Source organism: Streptomyces sp. H27-H1 (genome assembly GCF_026627445.1).
GTDB lineage: Bacteria > Actinomycetota > Actinomycetes > Streptomycetales > Streptomycetaceae > Streptomyces.
The window spans coordinates 17,007-32,699 of the sequence record NZ_JAPNLJ010000046.1 but is presented as its reverse complement, the minus strand read 5'-3'; the positions used below and the strand labels follow the sequence as shown (position 1 = coordinate 32,699).

General features: G+C 72.7%; 15 protein-coding genes, 1 tRNA gene and 1 pseudogene. 7 read left to right on the top strand and 10 right to left on the bottom strand.

What is annotated here, in order from left to right:
• The gene (locus OTB20_RS33870; protein WP_267823467.1) at positions 1–1,416 is read left to right on the top strand and encodes a DUF1906 domain-containing protein; all 1,416 of its coding nucleotides are present in this window, start codon (positions 1–3) and stop codon (positions 1,414–1,416) included.
• Here OTB20_RS33870 and OTB20_RS33865 read toward each other — a convergent pair.
• Positions 1,413–1,925, bottom strand: coding sequence for a pyridoxamine 5'-phosphate oxidase family protein (locus OTB20_RS33865; RefSeq protein ID WP_267823465.1), 513 nt, complete (start codon positions 1,923–1,925; stop codon positions 1,413–1,415). The two genes, OTB20_RS33870 and OTB20_RS33865, sit on opposite strands and share 4 nt — an antisense overlap.
• Positions 1,926–2,078: 153 nt before the next feature.
• Between OTB20_RS33865 and OTB20_RS33860 the strand changes: the two genes are divergently transcribed.
• Positions 2,079–3,293 (top strand): RNA-guided endonuclease InsQ/TnpB family protein, encoded by a 1,215-nt coding sequence (locus OTB20_RS33860; protein WP_267823463.1) that lies wholly within the window; start codon positions 2,079–2,081, stop codon positions 3,291–3,293.
• A gap of 64 nt (positions 3,294–3,357) precedes the next feature.
• On the opposite strand, the gene OTB20_RS33855 is transcribed toward OTB20_RS33860, so the two are convergent.
• From OTB20_RS33855 to OTB20_RS33845, 3 genes are read right to left on the bottom strand one after another with little or no spacing between them, the layout of a single operon-like run.
• Positions 3,358–4,086 carry a VWA domain-containing protein gene (locus OTB20_RS33855; RefSeq protein WP_267823461.1) on the bottom strand — a complete coding sequence of 243 codons (729 nt, stop codon included), beginning with the start codon at positions 4,084–4,086 and terminating at the stop codon, positions 3,358–3,360.
• Between the two features lie 52 nt (positions 4,087–4,138).
• Positions 4,139–5,242 (bottom strand): acyl-CoA dehydrogenase family protein, encoded by a 1,104-nt coding sequence (locus tag OTB20_RS33850; protein ID WP_324290450.1) that lies wholly within the window; start codon positions 5,240–5,242, stop codon positions 4,139–4,141.
• Positions 5,239–6,894, bottom strand: a complete 1,656-nt coding sequence (locus tag OTB20_RS33845; RefSeq protein ID WP_267823458.1) for a FadD3 family acyl-CoA ligase — start codon at positions 6,892–6,894, stop codon at positions 5,239–5,241. Before OTB20_RS33845 ends, OTB20_RS33850 begins: the two co-directional genes overlap by 4 nt.
• Positions 6,895–6,989: 95 nt before the next feature.
• Here OTB20_RS33845 and OTB20_RS33840 point away from each other — a divergent pair.
• Positions 6,990–7,388: pseudogene (locus tag OTB20_RS33840) on the top strand (flavin reductase family protein); the annotation flags it as partial.
• 47 nt (positions 7,389–7,435) lie between these two features.
• Here the strand turns inward: OTB20_RS33840 and OTB20_RS33835 are convergent.
• Positions 7,436–8,083 (bottom strand): PadR family transcriptional regulator, encoded by a 648-nt coding sequence (locus tag OTB20_RS33835; protein ID WP_267823492.1) that lies wholly within the window; start codon positions 8,081–8,083, stop codon positions 7,436–7,438.
• 116 nt (positions 8,084–8,199) lie between these two features.
• On the opposite strand from OTB20_RS33835, the gene OTB20_RS33830 reads away from it, so the two are divergent.
• Genes OTB20_RS33830 through OTB20_RS33820 form a run of 3 tightly spaced genes read left to right on the top strand, consistent with a single transcriptional unit; the run spans position 8,200 to position 10,976 of the window.
• Entirely contained in the window at positions 8,200–9,330 is a 1,131-nt protein-coding gene (locus OTB20_RS33830; RefSeq protein WP_267823456.1) for an LLM class flavin-dependent oxidoreductase, read from the top strand.
• A 3-nt stretch (positions 9,331–9,333) separates the two neighbouring features.
• The gene (locus OTB20_RS33825) at positions 9,334–10,083 is read left to right on the top strand and encodes an SDR family NAD(P)-dependent oxidoreductase (RefSeq protein ID WP_267823455.1); all 750 of its coding nucleotides are present in this window, start codon (positions 9,334–9,336) and stop codon (positions 10,081–10,083) included.
• Positions 10,080–10,976: an alpha/beta hydrolase gene (locus tag OTB20_RS33820; RefSeq protein ID WP_267823454.1), complete on the top strand. Its 897-nt coding sequence runs from the start codon at positions 10,080–10,082 to the stop codon at positions 10,974–10,976. The genes OTB20_RS33825 and OTB20_RS33820 overlap by 4 nt, the downstream gene beginning before the upstream one ends.
• A gap of 5 nt (positions 10,977–10,981) precedes the next feature.
• Here OTB20_RS33820 and OTB20_RS33815 read toward each other — a convergent pair.
• Positions 10,982–11,058 (bottom strand) — tRNA-Ala (locus OTB20_RS33815).
• Positions 11,059–11,123: 65 nt separating this feature from the next.
• Between OTB20_RS33815 and OTB20_RS33810 the strand changes: the two genes are divergently transcribed.
• Positions 11,124–11,633 carry a hypothetical protein gene (locus OTB20_RS33810; RefSeq protein ID WP_267823452.1) on the top strand — a complete coding sequence of 170 codons (510 nt, stop codon included), beginning with the start codon at positions 11,124–11,126 and terminating at the stop codon, positions 11,631–11,633.
• A gap of 274 nt (positions 11,634–11,907) precedes the next feature.
• On the opposite strand, the gene OTB20_RS33805 is transcribed toward OTB20_RS33810, so the two are convergent.
• Genes OTB20_RS33805 through OTB20_RS33790 form a run of 4 tightly spaced genes read right to left on the bottom strand, consistent with a single transcriptional unit; the run spans position 11,908 to position 15,682 of the window.
• The gene (locus tag OTB20_RS33805) at positions 11,908–13,065 is read right to left on the bottom strand and encodes an acetyl-CoA C-acetyltransferase (RefSeq protein WP_267755100.1); all 1,158 of its coding nucleotides are present in this window, start codon (positions 13,063–13,065) and stop codon (positions 11,908–11,910) included.
• 25 nt (positions 13,066–13,090) lie between these two features.
• The gene (locus OTB20_RS33800; RefSeq protein ID WP_267755099.1) at positions 13,091–13,717 is read right to left on the bottom strand and encodes a TetR/AcrR family transcriptional regulator; all 627 of its coding nucleotides are present in this window, start codon (positions 13,715–13,717) and stop codon (positions 13,091–13,093) included.
• 25 nt (positions 13,718–13,742) lie between these two features.
• The gene (locus OTB20_RS33795) at positions 13,743–14,537 is read right to left on the bottom strand and encodes an SDR family oxidoreductase (protein ID WP_267823450.1); all 795 of its coding nucleotides are present in this window, start codon (positions 14,535–14,537) and stop codon (positions 13,743–13,745) included.
• Positions 14,534–15,682 carry an acyl-CoA dehydrogenase family protein gene (locus OTB20_RS33790; RefSeq protein ID WP_267823448.1) on the bottom strand — a complete coding sequence of 383 codons (1,149 nt, stop codon included), beginning with the start codon at positions 15,680–15,682 and terminating at the stop codon, positions 14,534–14,536. Before OTB20_RS33790 ends, OTB20_RS33795 begins: the two co-directional genes overlap by 4 nt.
• Positions 15,683–15,693: the final 11 nt, after the last annotated feature.

Genomic DNA, 15,693 nt, shown 5'->3' with positions numbered 1-15,693 from the left:
ATGCTCCCCTCCCAGATCACGTTGAGCTGCCTGCTGGGCGCCGCGCTGCTCGCTCCCGTCCCCCTCGGAGCCGTCGACGGCCGCAGCAACGACGGCCGCACCGCCGACGGCCGCACCGTCGACTACCGCGGGCTGCGCCTCACCCTCCCCGCCGACTGGCGGGTCGTCGACCTCGACCGGAACCCCGACGCCTGCCTGCGCCTGGACCTGCCCACCCTCTACCTCGGGCACGCCGGGGCCCAGGGCGAATGCGGGGCCGCCCGCGCCGCCGCCCCCCGCGCGGACACCCTGCACCTGGAGCCGCTCGACGGAGCCCCGCCGCGCGCCGACGTCCCCACCGTCGGCGGCGACGAGGGCGACCCCCTGCCGAAGGTCCGGGGCGACAGCAACGAGATCCGCTACACCCTGCGCCGTGCCGGGGTGATGGCCACCGTCTCCTACGCGTCCACCCCCGAGGCCGTGCGCGCGGTACTCACCCGGGCCCGAGCCCTGGTACCCCCGGCCGCCCCCGGCCCGGTCCCGGCCGAGCCGGTCGGCGTCGTCGGCGCGGGTCCCCGTACCCGCGTCCAGGGCCCCTTCACCGGCGAGGGCTTCGACGCCTGCACGGCCCCCACCCAGCGGACCATGAACGCCTGGCGGGCCGACTCGCCCTTCGGCGCCGTCGGCGTCTACATCGGCGGTCGCGCCCGCGCCTGCGCCCAGCCGCAGCTGACCGCCCGATGGGTGAGCCGGCAGGCCGAGGCGGGCTGGCACCTGATGCCGATCTGGGTCGGCCCCCAGCCCTGGAACAGCTCCTCCACGGGGCTCTCCACCGACCCCTCGGAGGCCAACGAGCAGGGCCGGGCCGAGGCCGAGGGCGCGGCCCACGCGGCCGCGGCACTGGGTTTGGCCGAGCACACGGTCCTCTACAACGACCTGGAGAACTACACGGACCGGGCCACCTGGGACGCCCCGGTCGTCGCCTACCTCACGGCCTGGACGGTCCGGCTGCACGAACTGGGCTACGGGGCGGCCGCCTACGTATCGGCGAGCTCCGGGGCCAAGGCGCTGAGCGCCCACTACGCCCAGGCTCCGGACGCCATGCCCGACGTGCTGTGGGTGGCCCGCTGGAACGGCTCGGCCTCGGTCACCGACGCCGACCTGGGGCTGCCGGGCGGCACCGGACAGTGGACGGGAGGGCGCCGGGCCCATCAGTTCCGGGGAGACCACGACGCCACGTACGGAGACGTGAAGCTCAACATCGACCGGAGCTGGGTGGACGTCGGCGCCTGGACCGTCCCGACCCCGGCCAAGGCCCCGAAGGTCCCGGCCCGCAAGGGCGCGGCCCCCAAGGCCCCGGGGAAGACCCCGAAGGCCTCGGGCAAGGCCCCGGGTGGCCTTCTGAAGGCCCTGGACGCGGCCGTGGGCCGGACCTAGGAGGCGCCCTGGTCCTCCTCGCGGACCGGCTCGTCGTCATTGCCCCGGCGCAGGGTGCGCAGTCCGTGGGCCGGGGTCCACGAGCGGACCACGAGGTCGTCGCCCTCGACGCCCACGTGGACCACCTCCGTCAGCTCGGTGCGGAAGAGGTCGAAGGGGTGCGGGGACTCGGTCTCCTCCGCGTACCGGTGCAGCTCGGGCTGCTCCACGATCTCCACCGCCCGCCCGGAGATCCTTACGTCACCGTCGGGCATGGTCTCGCCCGCGCCGGGGTTGGTGTGCAGGGCGAAGCGCGGATCGCGCCGGAGGTCCTTGCCCTTCATCGAACCCGGCATCATGCCCAGCCACAGCTCGCCGCCGCGGACGTCGACGTTCAATCCGGTCGCGCGGGGGGAGCCGTCCTTGCGCAAGGTCGCGAGGACGTGGTGCGGGAACTGTGCGAAGCGGGCCTGCACGGCCGCCGCGAAGTCGGGTTCCGCCTTTTCGAATACGGCCCAGTTGTTCGTCATCAGACCTCTATACCTGATCTTGCGTGGGTATCCCCTGTTTTAGCTGGGGAGGGAGACGCGTCCTTGGCCCGGAGGCGCGGAGCGCCGGAGTTCGCTGCGTTGTCAGCGGCCCTGGCTATGTTGATTCACAGGAGTTGGAAGGGGGTGGGCCGGGTGATCCGTGCGTACAAGTTCCTCATGCGGCCCACCGTGGGTCAGTCGATCGCGCTCGGCGAGATGCTGCGCGACCACTGCTCGCTGTACAACGGGGCGTTGCAGGAACGGCGTGAAGCCTACCGGCATGTGTCGAAGACGAGCGTCAAGTACGGGCAGCAGTCGGCGCAGCTCAAGGAGATCCGGGCGTTCGACCCGGAGCGGCAGGGCCGGTGGTCGTTCTCCTCGCAGCAGGCCACGCTCCGCCGTTTGGACAAGGCATTCACCGCGTTCTTCCGCCGGGTCAAGTCCGGCGACGCCCCCGGCTACCCCCGGTTCCGTGGGGTGAACTGGTTCGACACGGTCGACTTCCCGAAGGACGGGGACGGCTGCCGCTGGGATGCGACCCCGCACGATCCGGTCACCCGCGTCCGCCTCCAAGGTGTCGGGCACGTCAAGGTGCACCAGTACCGGCCCGTGGTCGGCAGGGTCAAGACGGTGTCGGTCAAGCGTGAGGGCCGTAAGTGGTTCGTCGTCCTGACTGCCGAGCAGGAGCAGCCCGATCCGCTCCCTGCGACCGGCAGCGTGGTCGGCATCGACATGGGCATCGTGAACTTCCTCGCCGACTCGAATGGTGCCTTCGTCCCCAACCCGCGCCACGGCCGTAGCAACGCGGGCCGTCTCGCCGCCGCACAGCAGGCCCTGAGCCGGTTTCCCCGGGTCCGCCGCGACAAGCGCACCGCCAACCACCGCCGGGCAGTAGACAAGGTCGCGAAGCTGCACGGCAAGGTCCGCCGCCAGCGCCTGGACCACGCCCACAAGACCGCGTACGCCCTGGTCCGTGAGCATGACTTCATCGCGCACGAAGACCTCAAGATCCGCAACATGGTCAAGACCGCCCGGCCGAAGCCCGACACTGAGATCCCGGGTAGCTTCCTGCCCAACGGGGCCGCCGCGAAGACTGGGCTGAGCCGCTCGGTCTCTGATGCCGGATGGGGGGTGTTCCTCGCGATCCTGAACGCGAAGGCTGAGGGTGCCGGGCGGGAAGTGATGGCCGTGGACCCCCGCAATACTTCCCGGCGGTGCCCCGGATGCGGGCACACCGCCAAGGAGAACCGGCCCACACAGGACACGTTCCACTGCATAGCGTGCGGCCACCAGGCGCACGCCGACACAGTGGGCGCCGTCAACGTTCTACGGGCCGGGCTGGTCCGTCGTGACGCCAACACGGCATAGCGAGAAGCCCCCTCACCCATGAGGGGGAGGAGTCACCAAAGCGTGAGGCGCCGACAGTCGCCCTTCAGGCGCGCACGATTCCCGCCGCACGGGCTGCCGCCAGCCAGTGCGGGAACTCCCAGACCAGCCGGTCGTACAGCTCCGAGTCCGCGACCTTCCGCGGGTCGGCGCCGGCGTGGAAGTAGCCCGCGTTGTCCACCACCCGCGCCTGTGGGACCGGCAGTTCGTCCAGTCGCCGCAGGAAGTCGAACTGTGAGCTGCGGGTGTTGCCGAAGCCGACGAACTGCCAGAAGAGTGGCAGCCGGGCCGCCTTGCACAGGTACCTCTCGGCGGCGAGCTTGTTGATGGGCCCGCCGTCGGTCTGGAAGACGACGAGGGCGGGGGAGGCGGACCCCGAGTCCAGGTAGTGGTCGATCACCGCGTCCATCGCCGCGTCGTAGGACGTCTTGCCCATGTGGCCGAGGCCGGCGGCGATCGCGGTGACCCGTCCCTCGTGGCCGGCCAGGGAGATCTCCTCGACCGCGTCGACCTCCGTGGAGAAGAACACGACCGGCACGCGGGCGTCTTCGTCCAGGTGGGCGCAGAGCCCCAGCACTCGGTCGGCGAGGGCCTGCACGCTGCCGTCCTCGTAGTACGGGCGCATCGAGCCGGAGTAGTCGAGGACCAGGTAGACCGAGGCGCGGCCGCCTTCCAGTCCGTGTGCGCGGAGCGCGGTCCCGGCGCTCTTGTAGAGGCTCACCAGCGCCGGCGCGGTCTCTTCGATCTTCCGGAGGTTTATCGCGCTGCCCGTCATGGGGTCGAGCGTACGGCAGCCCGCGGCCGCCGGACCTCCGGTGGCCCGGGCGTCACCCGGTCGGGAGGAACCCCAGCCGGGCCGCGAGGCGTTCGCGGTGCGCGGCCGGGGAACCGAAGAGCAAGGCCGAGCCGTGGGCCCGCTTGAAGTACTCGTGCGCCTCGTGTTCCCAGGTGATGCCGATGCCCCCGTGCAGCTGGATCATCTCGGCCGCCACGTACGCGTAGGCCTCCGAGCAGGCCGATGCGGCGGCAGCCGCCAGGGCCGGGGCCGCGTCGGAGGCGGCCGCCGCGAGGGCGAGCGAGCGGGCGCCCTCCACCGCGGTGTGCAGGTCGGCGAGGCGGTGCTTGACCGCCTGGAAGGAGCCGATGGGCCGGCCGAACTGCACCCGCTCCTTCGCGTAGCGGACCGTCACCTCCAGTGCCCGCGCCGCCGCCCCCGTCTGTTCGGCGGCGAGCGCCGTACACGCCAGGTCCCGGACCCGGGCGAGGACCCCGCCGCCGTCGGCCGAGAGCAGCCGGGCCGGGGTCCGGCCCAGGGTCAGTTCCGCGAGGGGCCGGGTGCGGTCCATGGTGGACCGTACGGTGAAGGCCGCCGGCGGGGCGGTGAGCTCGAACAGCCCGAGCCGGCGGGGGGTCGTGGCCGTGACCGGGTCCATCGTGGCGAAGGCCAGGATCAGGGCCGGCTCGGCCGGGCCGGCCAGGACGTACCGCTTGGTGCCCGTGAGCAGCCAGTCCGGCCCGGCCGGCTCGGCCCGGGCCGACAGATCGCCCGCCTCCCAGCCTCCGCCGGGGGCGGATGCCGCGCCCGGACCCTCCGCCCAGGCGAGGGCGCCCACGGTCGTGCCCTGCGCCAAGTCCGGCAGGTGTTTCGCGCAGGCCTCCCGGTCGCCGGACGCGAGCAGGGCCTCCACGGTCAGCACCGCCGAGCCCAGGTACGGTACGGGGCTCAGCGTGCGCCCCAGCTCCGCCATGACCACCCCGACTTCGGCCGGTCCGCAGCCCAGCCCGCCGTACTCGTCGGGGACCGCCAGCGCGGCCACGCCGATCCGGGCGGTCAGCGGAGCCCAGGCCGCGTGGCCGGGGTGCCGGGTGAGGACCGCCCGTACCGCGTCCCGGAGTTCCTCCTGCTCCCTCGTCGGCTCCAGCGGCCTCACGCCGACTCCCCTCGCGCCGTGCGGCGCAGCTCCGTCTTCAGCAGCTTGCCGCCCGCGTTGCGCGGGAGCTCCTCCAGCCGGGTGAACCGCCGCGGCACCTTGAAGTTGGCGAGCCGTTCCCGGGTCCAGGCGGTCAGCTCGTCGGCGGTGACCGGCCCGGTGGTGACGACGTAGGCCACCCCGACCTCGCCGAGCCGCTCGTCGGGGGCGCCGACGACCGCCGCGTCGGTGATGGCGGGGTGGGTCAGCAGTACGTTCTCCACCTCCGCCGGGTAGGCGTTGAACCCGCCGACCACGTACATGTCCTTCAGCCGGTCGGTGATGGCGAGATAGCCGCGCTCGTCGAGCACGCCGATGTCCCCGGTGCGCAGCCAGCCGCCGGGCAGCACGGTCTCGGCGGTGCTCGCCGGGTCGTCCAGGTAGCCGGGGGTGACGTGGTAGCCGCGGACCTGCACCTCGCCGGGCTCCCCGGCGGGCAGCACCGTGCCGAGCGGGTCGGCGATCCGTACCTCGGTGTCCGGCAGCGGCAGGCCGACGGTGTGGGCGAGGGTCCAGGCGTCGGCGTCGGTGGGGCAGACGGACACGACCCCGCCGGACTCGGTGAGCCCGTAGGCGGTGAACACGTCGGGCGCCCCCAGTTCGCCGCGGATCTCCTCGACGAGGGAGGTGGGCACCGAGGCGGCTCCGGTGCCGGCCAGCCGCAGCGCGGACAGGTCGTGGGCGGCCCGGTCCGGATGGCGGATCAGGCCGTGGAAGACGGTCGGCGGGCCCATCAGGCAGGTGACGCGCTCGGCGGCCATGCGCCGCAGGATGCGGTCGGTGTCGTAGACCGCCTCGGGCAGCATGGTGACCCCGCGCAGCAGGCAGGCGAGCACCCCGGCCTTGTAGCCGAAGGTGTGGAAGAAGGGGTTGACCAGCAGGTACCGGTCGCCGGGGCGCAGGCCGACGAGGGCGGACCAGGAGGCGTAGAGCCGCAGGGTCTGGCCGTGGGTGGTCATGACGCCCTTGGAGCGGCCGGTGGTGCCGGAGGTGTAGAGGATGTCGCTGAGGTCCTCGGGGCGTACGGCCGCCGCGCGCGCGGCCCGCTCCGCGTCGGGGACGGCCTCGCCGGCGCTCAGGTACGCCTCCCAGGAGACGGTCCCGGAGGGGGCGCTGCCGTCCCCGCTGCCGTCCCGGCCCTCGTATCCGCCCCCGTCCCCGTCCCCGCCTCCGCCTCCGTCCCGCAGGATCACGGTGGAGGCGAGCGCCCCGAGGTCCTCGCCGGAGGCGTGCAGGTCACGGGCGTAGTCGGTACCGAGGAACCCGCGTTCGGTGAGCAGGGCGCGGGCGCCGCTGCGCCGGATGATGTCGGCGGCCTCGGCGGGCTTGTAGCGGGTGTTGACCGGTACGAGGACCGCCCCGGCGCCGACCGCGCCGAGGGCGCCGGTGATCCACCGGCGGCTGTTGGGGGCCCAGATCGCGACCCGGTCGCCGGGGCGGATGCCGTGGGCGATGGCGGCGCGGGCGGCAGCGGAGATCTCGGCGGCGAGGCGGGCGAAGGTCCAGCGGACCTCTCCGTCGGCGAGCGCCTCGCGCTCCCCGTAGGCGGTGGCGGCGTACTCGGGGAGCCGGGCGAGCGTGGCGGGTGGCTGCGGCGGGGGCGTTGGTGGCATCGGACCCTCCCTACTTGACGAGCGAGCGTGGGCGGTATCCAATCACAGGTGTTTCGGTTAGGCATATACCTAGTAGGAATAATCAGGAGGTTTTCATGTCCGGCATGAAGTCGGTCCTGTCCAACTTCTGCACCGGCGTCGCCGTCATCACGGCGCGCGGAGCCGCCGGCCGTCCCGTCGGGATGGCCGTTCAGTCCTTCTCGTCCGTGTCCCTGGATCCGCCGCTGGTCTGCTTCTGTCCGGCGCGCACGTCCACCACCTGGCCCCGGATCCAGGCGGCGGCGGCCTTCGCCGTCAACATCCTGGCCGCCGACCAGCAGGAGCTGTGCCGCCGGTTCGCGGTCACCGGGGGCGACAAGTTCGCCGGCGTCCCCTGGCGGGCCGGCGGCAACGGCGCGCCCCTGCTGGACGGGGTGCTCGCCACCGTCGAGTGCGATCTGGAGGCAGTCCTGGACGGCGGCGACCACGCCATCGCGCTCGGCCGGGTCACCGCTCTGACGGCGCACCGCGAAGGTGCGCCGCTGCTCTACTTCCGGCGCACCTACGGGCGCTTGCCGGGCTTGCCCGGCGCCGCGCCCGGCGAACCGGCCGCGCCGCGCCCGCTCTCCAGCGCCGCGATGTCGTCGAGCATGGCGGCCGCGAGGTCGCGCTCCGAGGCGTAGTACCGCTCCGCCCACTTGAGGGTGAGCGTCGGATACGCCCACGCGGCCTCTTTCCTGGCCCCGTCCGCGTCCGCCACCGCGCGCCGCCGCATCTTCTCCGCGAACTCCTGGTGCTGGACGAGGACTTCGCGCATCTGCTCCGGCTCCAGCAGGTGGCCGAGCCACAGCCGCAGCATCGGCCCGTGCTTGAGCACCGGCGGGTCGACGGGCGCCTCGCGCGCCCAGCGGCGTACGGCCGTCATGCCCTCGTCGGTGATCCGGTACACCCGCTTGTCGCGGGTGCCGGTCTCCTGGGCGACCATCCGCGAAGAGGCGTAGCCGGCCTTCTCCAGCCGCTTGAGCTCGCTGTAGATCTGGCTGAAGGACGGGCTCCAGTAGAAGAAGCGCAGCGACCAGTCCGACCACTTCTTCAGGTCGTAACCGGAGAGCTCCTCTCCGAAGGAGAGCAGCCCGAGCACCGCCCAGCTGGTCGCGGGGAGCGTGCGCCCGTTCGTCTCGTCTGCAGCCTCGTTCGTCACGCAGCGCAGTCTACGACCGGTCTTCGCGGCGGCCCTTCCCCCGGCAGGACATGGCTGCTAGAAGTATTCCTATTAGAAATACATCGCTGATATGCCGTGCATGCCGCACGGCTGGGAGGTTCCCCGTGAAGTTCTCGATGATCTTCGAGGCGCAGCTCGTCGACCCGACCCCCGAACGTGAACGCCAGGTCATCCACGACTGCGTCGAACAGGCCGTGTTCGCCGAGGAGATGGGCTTCGACCGGATCTGGGCCGTCGAGCACCACTCCCTGACCCAGTACGCCCACATGAGCGCCTCCGAGATCTTCCTGACCTGGGTCGCCGCCCGGACCGAGAAGATCCGCATCGGCCACGGCGTCGTCACCATGCCCTTCGGCTACCAGCACCCCGTCCGCGTCGCCGAACGCGCCGCCATGCTCGACGTGCTCTCCGGCGGCCGCGTGGACATCGGCGCCGGACGCGGCGCCACCCGCCAGGAGATGTCCATGTACGGGGTGCACCCCGAGGACACCTACCCGCAGATGGAAGAAGCGCTGCGGATCTTCTCCTCCGCGTGGCGCGAGGAGAAGTTCGAGTGGCACGGCTCCATCGACATCGGCCCCGGCGCGATCCTGCCCCGCCCGGTCCAGGACCCGCACCCGCCGCTCTTCATGGCCTGCTCCAAGCACGACACCCTCAAACTCGCCGCCGAACTGGGCATCGGAGCACTCGTGATGGGCTTCGCCGGCGCCGACGACGTCCGCGTGATGCGCAAGGTCTACGACGAGGCGATCGCCACCCGCAGCGGGGACCGCTTCGTCTCCACCGAGGTCAACGACCACCTCTCCGCGCTCTGCCCCACCATCGTCCTCGACGACGCCGAGCGCGCACTGCGCCTGGGCACCCGCGGCCAGCGCTTCTTCGCCGAGTCCATCGCGCACTGGTACGGGAACGCCCCCGAGCCGACGGGCTACTCCGAGGACGAGACCGCCGAGGAGCACATGGCCGCGCTGGACAAGGGCCGCGAGGAGCTCGTCGCCAAGCTCCACGAGGCGAACATCCCGGCCCGCCCCGTCGACACGGGCACCTACAACGCCGAGCACGCCTACGGCAACGCCCAGACCGCCATCGCCTACGTGGAGCAGCTGCGCGAGATCGGCGTGGACGAGGTCATGTGCCTGATCCAGATGGGTACCGTCCCGCAGGAGGCGTGTATGGAGACCATCCGCCAGTGGGGCGAGAGCGTCATCCCGCACTTCCGCGCAGTGGAGGGCTGACCCGTGGGCGAGGGTTCCGGCGGATCCGTCCGTCTCGACGGCAAGGTCGTCGTCATCACCGGCGCCGGCCGCGGCCAGGGCGCGGCCGAGGCCCGGCTGTGCGCCGAGGCCGGAGCGCGGGTCGTGGTCACCGACGTCCGGGAGGAGGAGGGCCGCGAGGTCGCCGCCTCGCTCGGCGACCAGGGGATCTACGTACGCCACGACGTGGCCGACGCCGACAGCTGGGCGGAGGTGGTCCGCGAGGCCCTACGCGCCTTCGGCACGGTCTCGGCCCTGGTCAACAACGCCGCACTGTGGCGCACGGCCCACGTCGAACGCCAGGGCCTCGAGGAGTTCGAAGCACTGCTACGGGTCAACCTGCTCGGCCCGTTCCTCGGCATCCAGGCGGTGGCCCCCGTCCTGCGCGACCAGGGAGGCGGCTCGATCGTCAACGTCTCCTCCACCGCCGGACTGGTCGGCATCCCGGGCCACGCGGCGTACGGATCGACCAAGTTCGGGCTGCGCGGGCTGACGAAGTCGGCGGCGCTGGACCTGGCGGGGGACCGGATCAGGATCAACTCCGTGCATCCGGGGGCGATCGACACCCCGATGGTCAGCGAGGCGGTCGCGGGGCGGGACTGGTCGCACGTGCCGCTGGGGCGGATCGGACGGCCCGAGGAGGTCGGGGAGCTGGTCCTCTTCCTCTGCTCGGACGCCTCCTCCTACATCACGGGCTCGGAGTTCACGGTCGACGGGGGGATGACCGCGCGATGAGCGGCGCCGATTCCCTGTCCCCGGCGGCGCGCCGGCTGTGCGACGCGATGGCGGCGGCCTTCCCCGGACCGGGCGACGCGGCGGCCCTCAGGGCCGCCGCGGCCGGTTCCCCGGGGGGCGCGGCGGTGGCCTCCGTACGGGACGCGGTCGCGGACGGAGTCCCGGTCCGCGTCTACGATCCGGCGCCGGGCGCCGAGGGCCGCCCGCTGACGGTGTTCTTCCACGGCGGGGGCTGGGTGATGTGCGGGCTGGACAGCCACGACGCGCTGTGCCGGTCGCTGGCCGCGGCCTCGGGCACGGTGGTGGTCTCCGCGGACTACCGCCTCGCCCCCGAACACCCGTGGCCGGCGGCGCCCGACGACGCGCTGACGGTGCTGCTGTGGGCCCGGGCACGGGCCGCCGAACTGGGCTGCGACCCCGCACGGCTGGTCGTCGCCGGGGACTCCAGCGGAGGCAACCTCGCGGCCGTGACGGCCCTGAGGGCCCCCGGACTCGTCGCCGGCCAGCTGCTGTTCTACCCGCCCCTGGACGCCTCCGCCTCGTCGACGGGCTCCCCCTCGGTGTCCGAGTTCGCGGAGGGCCACTTCCACACCGCGGCCCACATGGCCTGGTACTGGGACCAGTACGGCGGCGACCCGGACCACCCCCACGTCTCCCCGCTGCGGGCCCCCGACCTGTCGGGACTGCCCCGCACGCTGCTCGTCCTGGCGGACTGCGACATCCTGCGCGACGAGGGCCTCGCCTACGGGCGCCGGCTGGGCGGTGCGGGCGTGGACTGCGCCGTCCACCTGGTCCCCGGGGTCTTCCACGGGTTCCTGGGCCTGCCGCTCCCGGCCTCGGCGGCGGCGATCGGGGCGGCCGGGGCGTGGCTGGCGGCGACGGCCGCGACGTAAGAAGGGGGCTGGGCGGCCGGGTTCGAACCGGCGTCCTCCTCCATGCCGTGTAGGCGCACTACCTCTGTGCTGGGGCCCAGCCCTTGAGAGGATCGTTGGCCCCGCCCCGGCCGGTACGCACCCGGATGTCCCCGGCATGATGTGCGCATGTCGATATCGGTCCGCGGCGCTGTGGTACGCAACTCCCTCGCACTCGCGGCGGAGTTCACCGCCGTCATGATGATGCGCGGACCCGAACCGCACTGGCTGCCGGTACTGCTGGCACTGTTCGCGTTCGTGTCAGGGGTACCGAACGGCACCGAAACCGGCTTCGTCCACCGGACGCTGCTCGCGACGGGCGCGGTGCTGATCGCCCTGTGCGGAAGCTACGCCTGGGACGACCACGCGCTGCGCGCGAACGGCCGGGTGGAACGGGTGGTGGAGGCCGGCGGACACCTGCGTACGGAATCGGGCCGGGACCTGGGCCCCCTCCCGGCGGGCGGCGGCGCGGGCGGCAACGACGGCCTGCCGGTCCTCGTGGACCCGCGCGGCCCGGCCTGGCAGTGGAGCCGCACACCTCCGGCGGAACCGGTGTTCTGGGAGGCCGCGACCGGCGTCCCGGTCCTGATCCAGACGGTCTCCCTGACCCGGCTGTCGCGCCGCCGCCCCACCACCTGAAGCGTGCGTTCCAGGGGTGGGCCGGCGGCCCGCCGGGCCGGACCTCAGGTCTTGACCCGGTCCGCCGTCGGCGCGGCCCGCCCAGTCGCCGCCGGCGTACTCGGCGACCGCCGTGCTGGTAGGGCAGCCCGTAGAGCACCGTCGTGCTGGCGGTCTGGCCGCCGGTGCCCAGGGCGAGCATCAGCCAACTGCGGCTCGCCGACTCGCGGGCTCCGGGCTCGCGTACTCCGGGCAGGCCCGGTGCCGGCGAGCCCCCGGCGGGCTGGCGCGCGGGCTAGAGCCGCTCGATGATTGTCACGTTGGCCTGGCCGCCGCCCTCGCACATGGTCTGGAGGCCGAAGCGGCCGCCCGTGCGCTCCAGTTCGTGCAGGAGGGTCGTCATCAGCTTGACGCCCGTCGCGCCCAGCGGATGGCCCAGCGCGATCGCGCCGCCGTTGACGTTGACCCGCGCGGGGTCCGCGCCCGTTTCCTTCAGCCAGGCCAGGGCCACCGGGGCGAAGGCCTCGTTGATCTCGACCAGGTCGATGTCCGAGAGGGACATGCCGGTCTTCTTCAGTGCGTACGCCGTCGCCGGGATCGGCGCCGACAGCATGCGGATCGGGTCCTCGCCGCGGACCGACAGGTGGTGGATGCGGGCCCGCGGGCGCAGCCCGTGTTCCCGTACGGCCCGTTCGGAGGCCAGCAGCATCGCCGCCGCGCCGTCCGAGACCTGGGAGGAGACCGCTGCCGTGATCGTGCCGCCCTCCATGACGGGCTTGAGTCCCGCCATCTTCTCCAGGCTCGTGTCCCGCCGCGGGCCCTCGTCCACCGCCACCGAGCCGTACGGCACGATCTCCCGCTCGAAGCGGCCCTCGTCGATGGCGCGCAGCGCCCGCTCGTGGGAGCGCAGGGCGAACTCCTCCATGTCCCGCCGGGAGATGCCCCATTTCTCCGCGATCAGCTGGGCGCCGTAGAACTGGTTGACGGGCGAGTCCCCGTACCGGGCCCGCCACCCCGCCGACCCCAGGTAGGGGCCCTCGGTGAAGCCCAGCGGCTCCGCCGCCTGCCGGGAGGCGAAGGCGATCGGGATCATCGACATGTTCTGGGTGCCGCCCGCGACCACCAGGTCCTGGGTGCCGGACATGACGCCCTGCGCCGCGAAGTGGACGGCCTGCTGCGAGGATCCGCACTGCCGGTCGATGGTGACGCCCGGGACCTCCTCGGGGAGTCCTGCCGCCAGCCAGGCGGTCCGGGCGATGTCGCCGGCCTGCGGCCCCACCGTGTCGAGGCAGCCGAACACCACGTCCTCCACGGCCGACGGGTCGATCCCGGACCGTTCGACGAGGGCCTTGAGGACGTGCGCCCCCAGGTCGGCGGGGTGGACCTCGGACAGGCCCCCCTTGCGCCGGCCCACGGGGGTGCGTACCGCTTCGACTATGTAGGCCTCGGGCATCGGGACTCCTCAGGGATGTGTGGGGTTACGTACGTGTGGCGATGCCGTCCAGGACCATCGACAGGTACTGGCGGGCGATCTCCTCGGGGCTGTGCTGGCCGCCCGGCCGGTACCAGGACGCCGCCACCCACACCGTGTCGCGCACGAAGCGGTAGGTGAGGCGGATGTCCAGGTCGGCGCGGAAGACCTCGGCCGCGACCCCGCGCTCCAGCGTCCCCAGCCACGCCTTCTCGAACTTGACCTGCGAGTCGGAGAGGTAGTGGAAGCGGGGCTGGACCGACAGGTGCCGGGATTCCTTCTGGTAGATGGCGACCGCGGCGCGGTGCCGGTCGATCTCCCGGAACGATTCGGTGACGAGGGCCTCGATGGTCTCCCTGGGTCCGAGACCGGCGGCGAGGACGGTGTCGTACCCCTCCCACAGCTCGGTCAGGAAGGCGGAGAGGATCTCGTCGAGCATCGATTCCTTGGAATCGAAGTGGTAGTAGAGGCTGCCGGCGAGCATTCCGGCGGCGTCGGCGATCTTGCGGACCGTGGTGGCGTTGTATCCCTGGGCGGCGAAGACCTCGGCGGCGGTGTCGAGGAGTTCGCGGCGGCGTTCGGGAGACGCCGTCACCGGGGACTTCTTCTGGGCTGTCGGCTTGTTCGTTGGCACGCGCCCATTCTGGTCATACGCCGGCCTACGCGTGCTGACTGCTGACCGACACGGTCTCGCCCGTCATGTACGACGAGTAGCCGCTGGCCAGGAACACGATGACGTTGGCGACCTCCCAGGGCTCGGCGTAGCGGCCGAAGGCCTCGCGGGCGGTGAGTTCGGCGAGCAGCTCCGCACTGGTGACCTTCACCAGGTGCGGATGCATGGCCAGGCTCGGCGCGACCGCGTTGATCCGTACGCCGAACTCCGCCGCCTCCAGCGCCGCGCAGCGGGTCAGTGCCATCACCCCGGCCTTGGCGGCGGCGTAGTGGGCCTGCCCGGTCTGGGCGCGCCAGCCGATGACGGAGGCGTTGTTGACGATCACCCCGCCGACGGTGGAGTCCCGCATCGAGCGCATCGCGGCGCGGGTGCAGCGGAAGGTGCCGTTCAGTGTCACGTCGAGGACGCGGGACCACTGGTCGTCGGTCATGTCGACGAGGTTCGCGGTGCCGCCGAGCCCGGCGTTGTTGACGACCACGTCGAGGCGGCCGTGGATGTGTTCGGCGAGCGCGAAGAGGGCGTTGACCTGCTCCTCGTCGGTGACGTCGCAGGGCAGGGAGGCGACGCGGTCCGCGCCGAACTCCGCGGCCAGCGCCTCCTCGCTCTCCTTCAGGCGCCGCGCGTGCGCGTCCCCGATGAGGATGCGGGCTCCCTCCTCCAGGAAGCGGCGGGCGGTGGCCCCGCCGATGCCGGCCCCGGCGGCGGCGGTGATGACGGCGGTCCGGCCCGCCAGCAGCCCGTGCCCGGCCACGTACTCGGGTGCGTTGCGGGGAGCGTTCACGCCCGTACCTCCTTGGGAAGGCCGAGGATCCGCTCGGCGACGATGGTGCGCTGGATCTCGTCGGAGCCCGCGTAGATGGTGTCGGAGCGGGAGAAGAGGAAGAGCCGCTGCCAGTCGTCGAGGTCGTACGGGTCCCCGTGCGTCCCGGCCGCGAGGAGCGAGGAGGCTCCGCACACCTCCATGGCGAGTTCGCCGAGCTCCCGGTGCCAGCGGGACCAGTACAGCTTGGCCGTGGACGGGGCGACGCCGGGCCGCAGCGCGGAGGCGCGCATGGTCTCCAGGCCGATCCAGGCCCGGACCAGCCGGTCGCGGATCAGCGGATCGGCCGCCCGGCCGCTCCGCCGGGCCAGGGCGGCCAGGTCTTCGAGCTCGCGGCGGAAGCCGACCTGCTGGCCGAGGGTGGAGACGCCGCGCTCGAAGCCGAGGGTGGCCATGGCGACGGCCCAGCCCTCGCCGGGCGCGCCGACGACGTGGGCGGCGTCGGCGCGGGCCCCGTCGAAGAAGACCTCGTTGAACTCGGAGGTGCCGGTCAGCTGGACGATGGGCCGGACCTCGACCCCGGGCTGGTCCATCGGGACCAGGAGGTAGGACAGTCCCGCGTGCCGGCGGGAGCCCGGCTCGGTGCGGGCGACGACGAAGCACCACTGCGATTCGTGGGCCAGGGAGGTCCAGATCTTCTGGCCGTCCACCACCCACGCGCCGTCCACCAGGGCGGCCCGGGTGCGGATGTTCGCCAGGTCCGAGCCGGCGTCGGGCTCGCTGTAGCCCTGGCACCACAGTTCCTCCACGGCCCGGATGGGCGGCAGGAAGCGGCGCCGCTGCTCCTCGGTGCCGTGTGCGATGAGGGTCGGGCCGAGCAGCTGCTCGCCGATGTGGTTCACGCGCGCGGGGGCGTCGGCGAGGGCGTACTCCTCGTGGAAGGCGATCTGCTGCCCGGTGCTCGCGCCGCGGCCGCCGTACTCGACGGGCCAGCCCACGCAGGTCCAGCCGTGGTCGGCCATGTGCCGTTCCCAGGCGAGGCGTTCGGCGAAGGCCTCGTGTTCCCGGCCCGGTCCGCCGCGGCCCTTGAGGGCGGCGAACTCGCCGGTGAGGTGGTCCCTCAGCCAACTCCGAACCTCGGTGCGGAACTCCTCGACGCTGCTCATGGCCGTACGTT

What these genes read in the sequence shown, in the direction of transcription:
- OTB20_RS33870 (WP_267823467.1), top strand. Translation starts at nt 1, where the DNA reads ATGCTCCCCTCCCAGATCACGTTGAGCTGCCTGCTGGGCGCCGCGCTG.
- OTB20_RS33865 (WP_267823465.1), bottom strand. Translation starts at nt 1,925, where the DNA reads ATGACGAACAACTGGGCCGTATTCGAAAAGGCGGAACCCGACTTCGCG.
- OTB20_RS33855 (WP_267823461.1), bottom strand. Translation starts at nt 4,086, where the DNA reads ATGACGGGCAGCGCGATAAACCTCCGGAAGATCGAAGAGACCGCGCCG.
- OTB20_RS33845 (WP_267823458.1), bottom strand. Translation starts at nt 6,894, where the DNA reads ATGCCACCAACGCCCCCGCCGCAGCCACCCGCCACGCTCGCCCGGCTC.
- OTB20_RS33820 (WP_267823454.1), top strand. Translation starts at nt 10,080, where the DNA reads ATGAGCGGCGCCGATTCCCTGTCCCCGGCGGCGCGCCGGCTGTGCGAC.
- OTB20_RS33810 (WP_267823452.1), top strand. Translation starts at nt 11,124, where the DNA reads ATGTCGATATCGGTCCGCGGCGCTGTGGTACGCAACTCCCTCGCACTC.
- OTB20_RS33805 (WP_267755100.1), bottom strand. Translation starts at nt 13,065, where the DNA reads ATGCCCGAGGCCTACATAGTCGAAGCGGTACGCACCCCCGTGGGCCGG.
- OTB20_RS33790 (WP_267823448.1), bottom strand. Translation starts at nt 15,682, where the DNA reads ATGAGCAGCGTCGAGGAGTTCCGCACCGAGGTTCGGAGTTGGCTGAGG.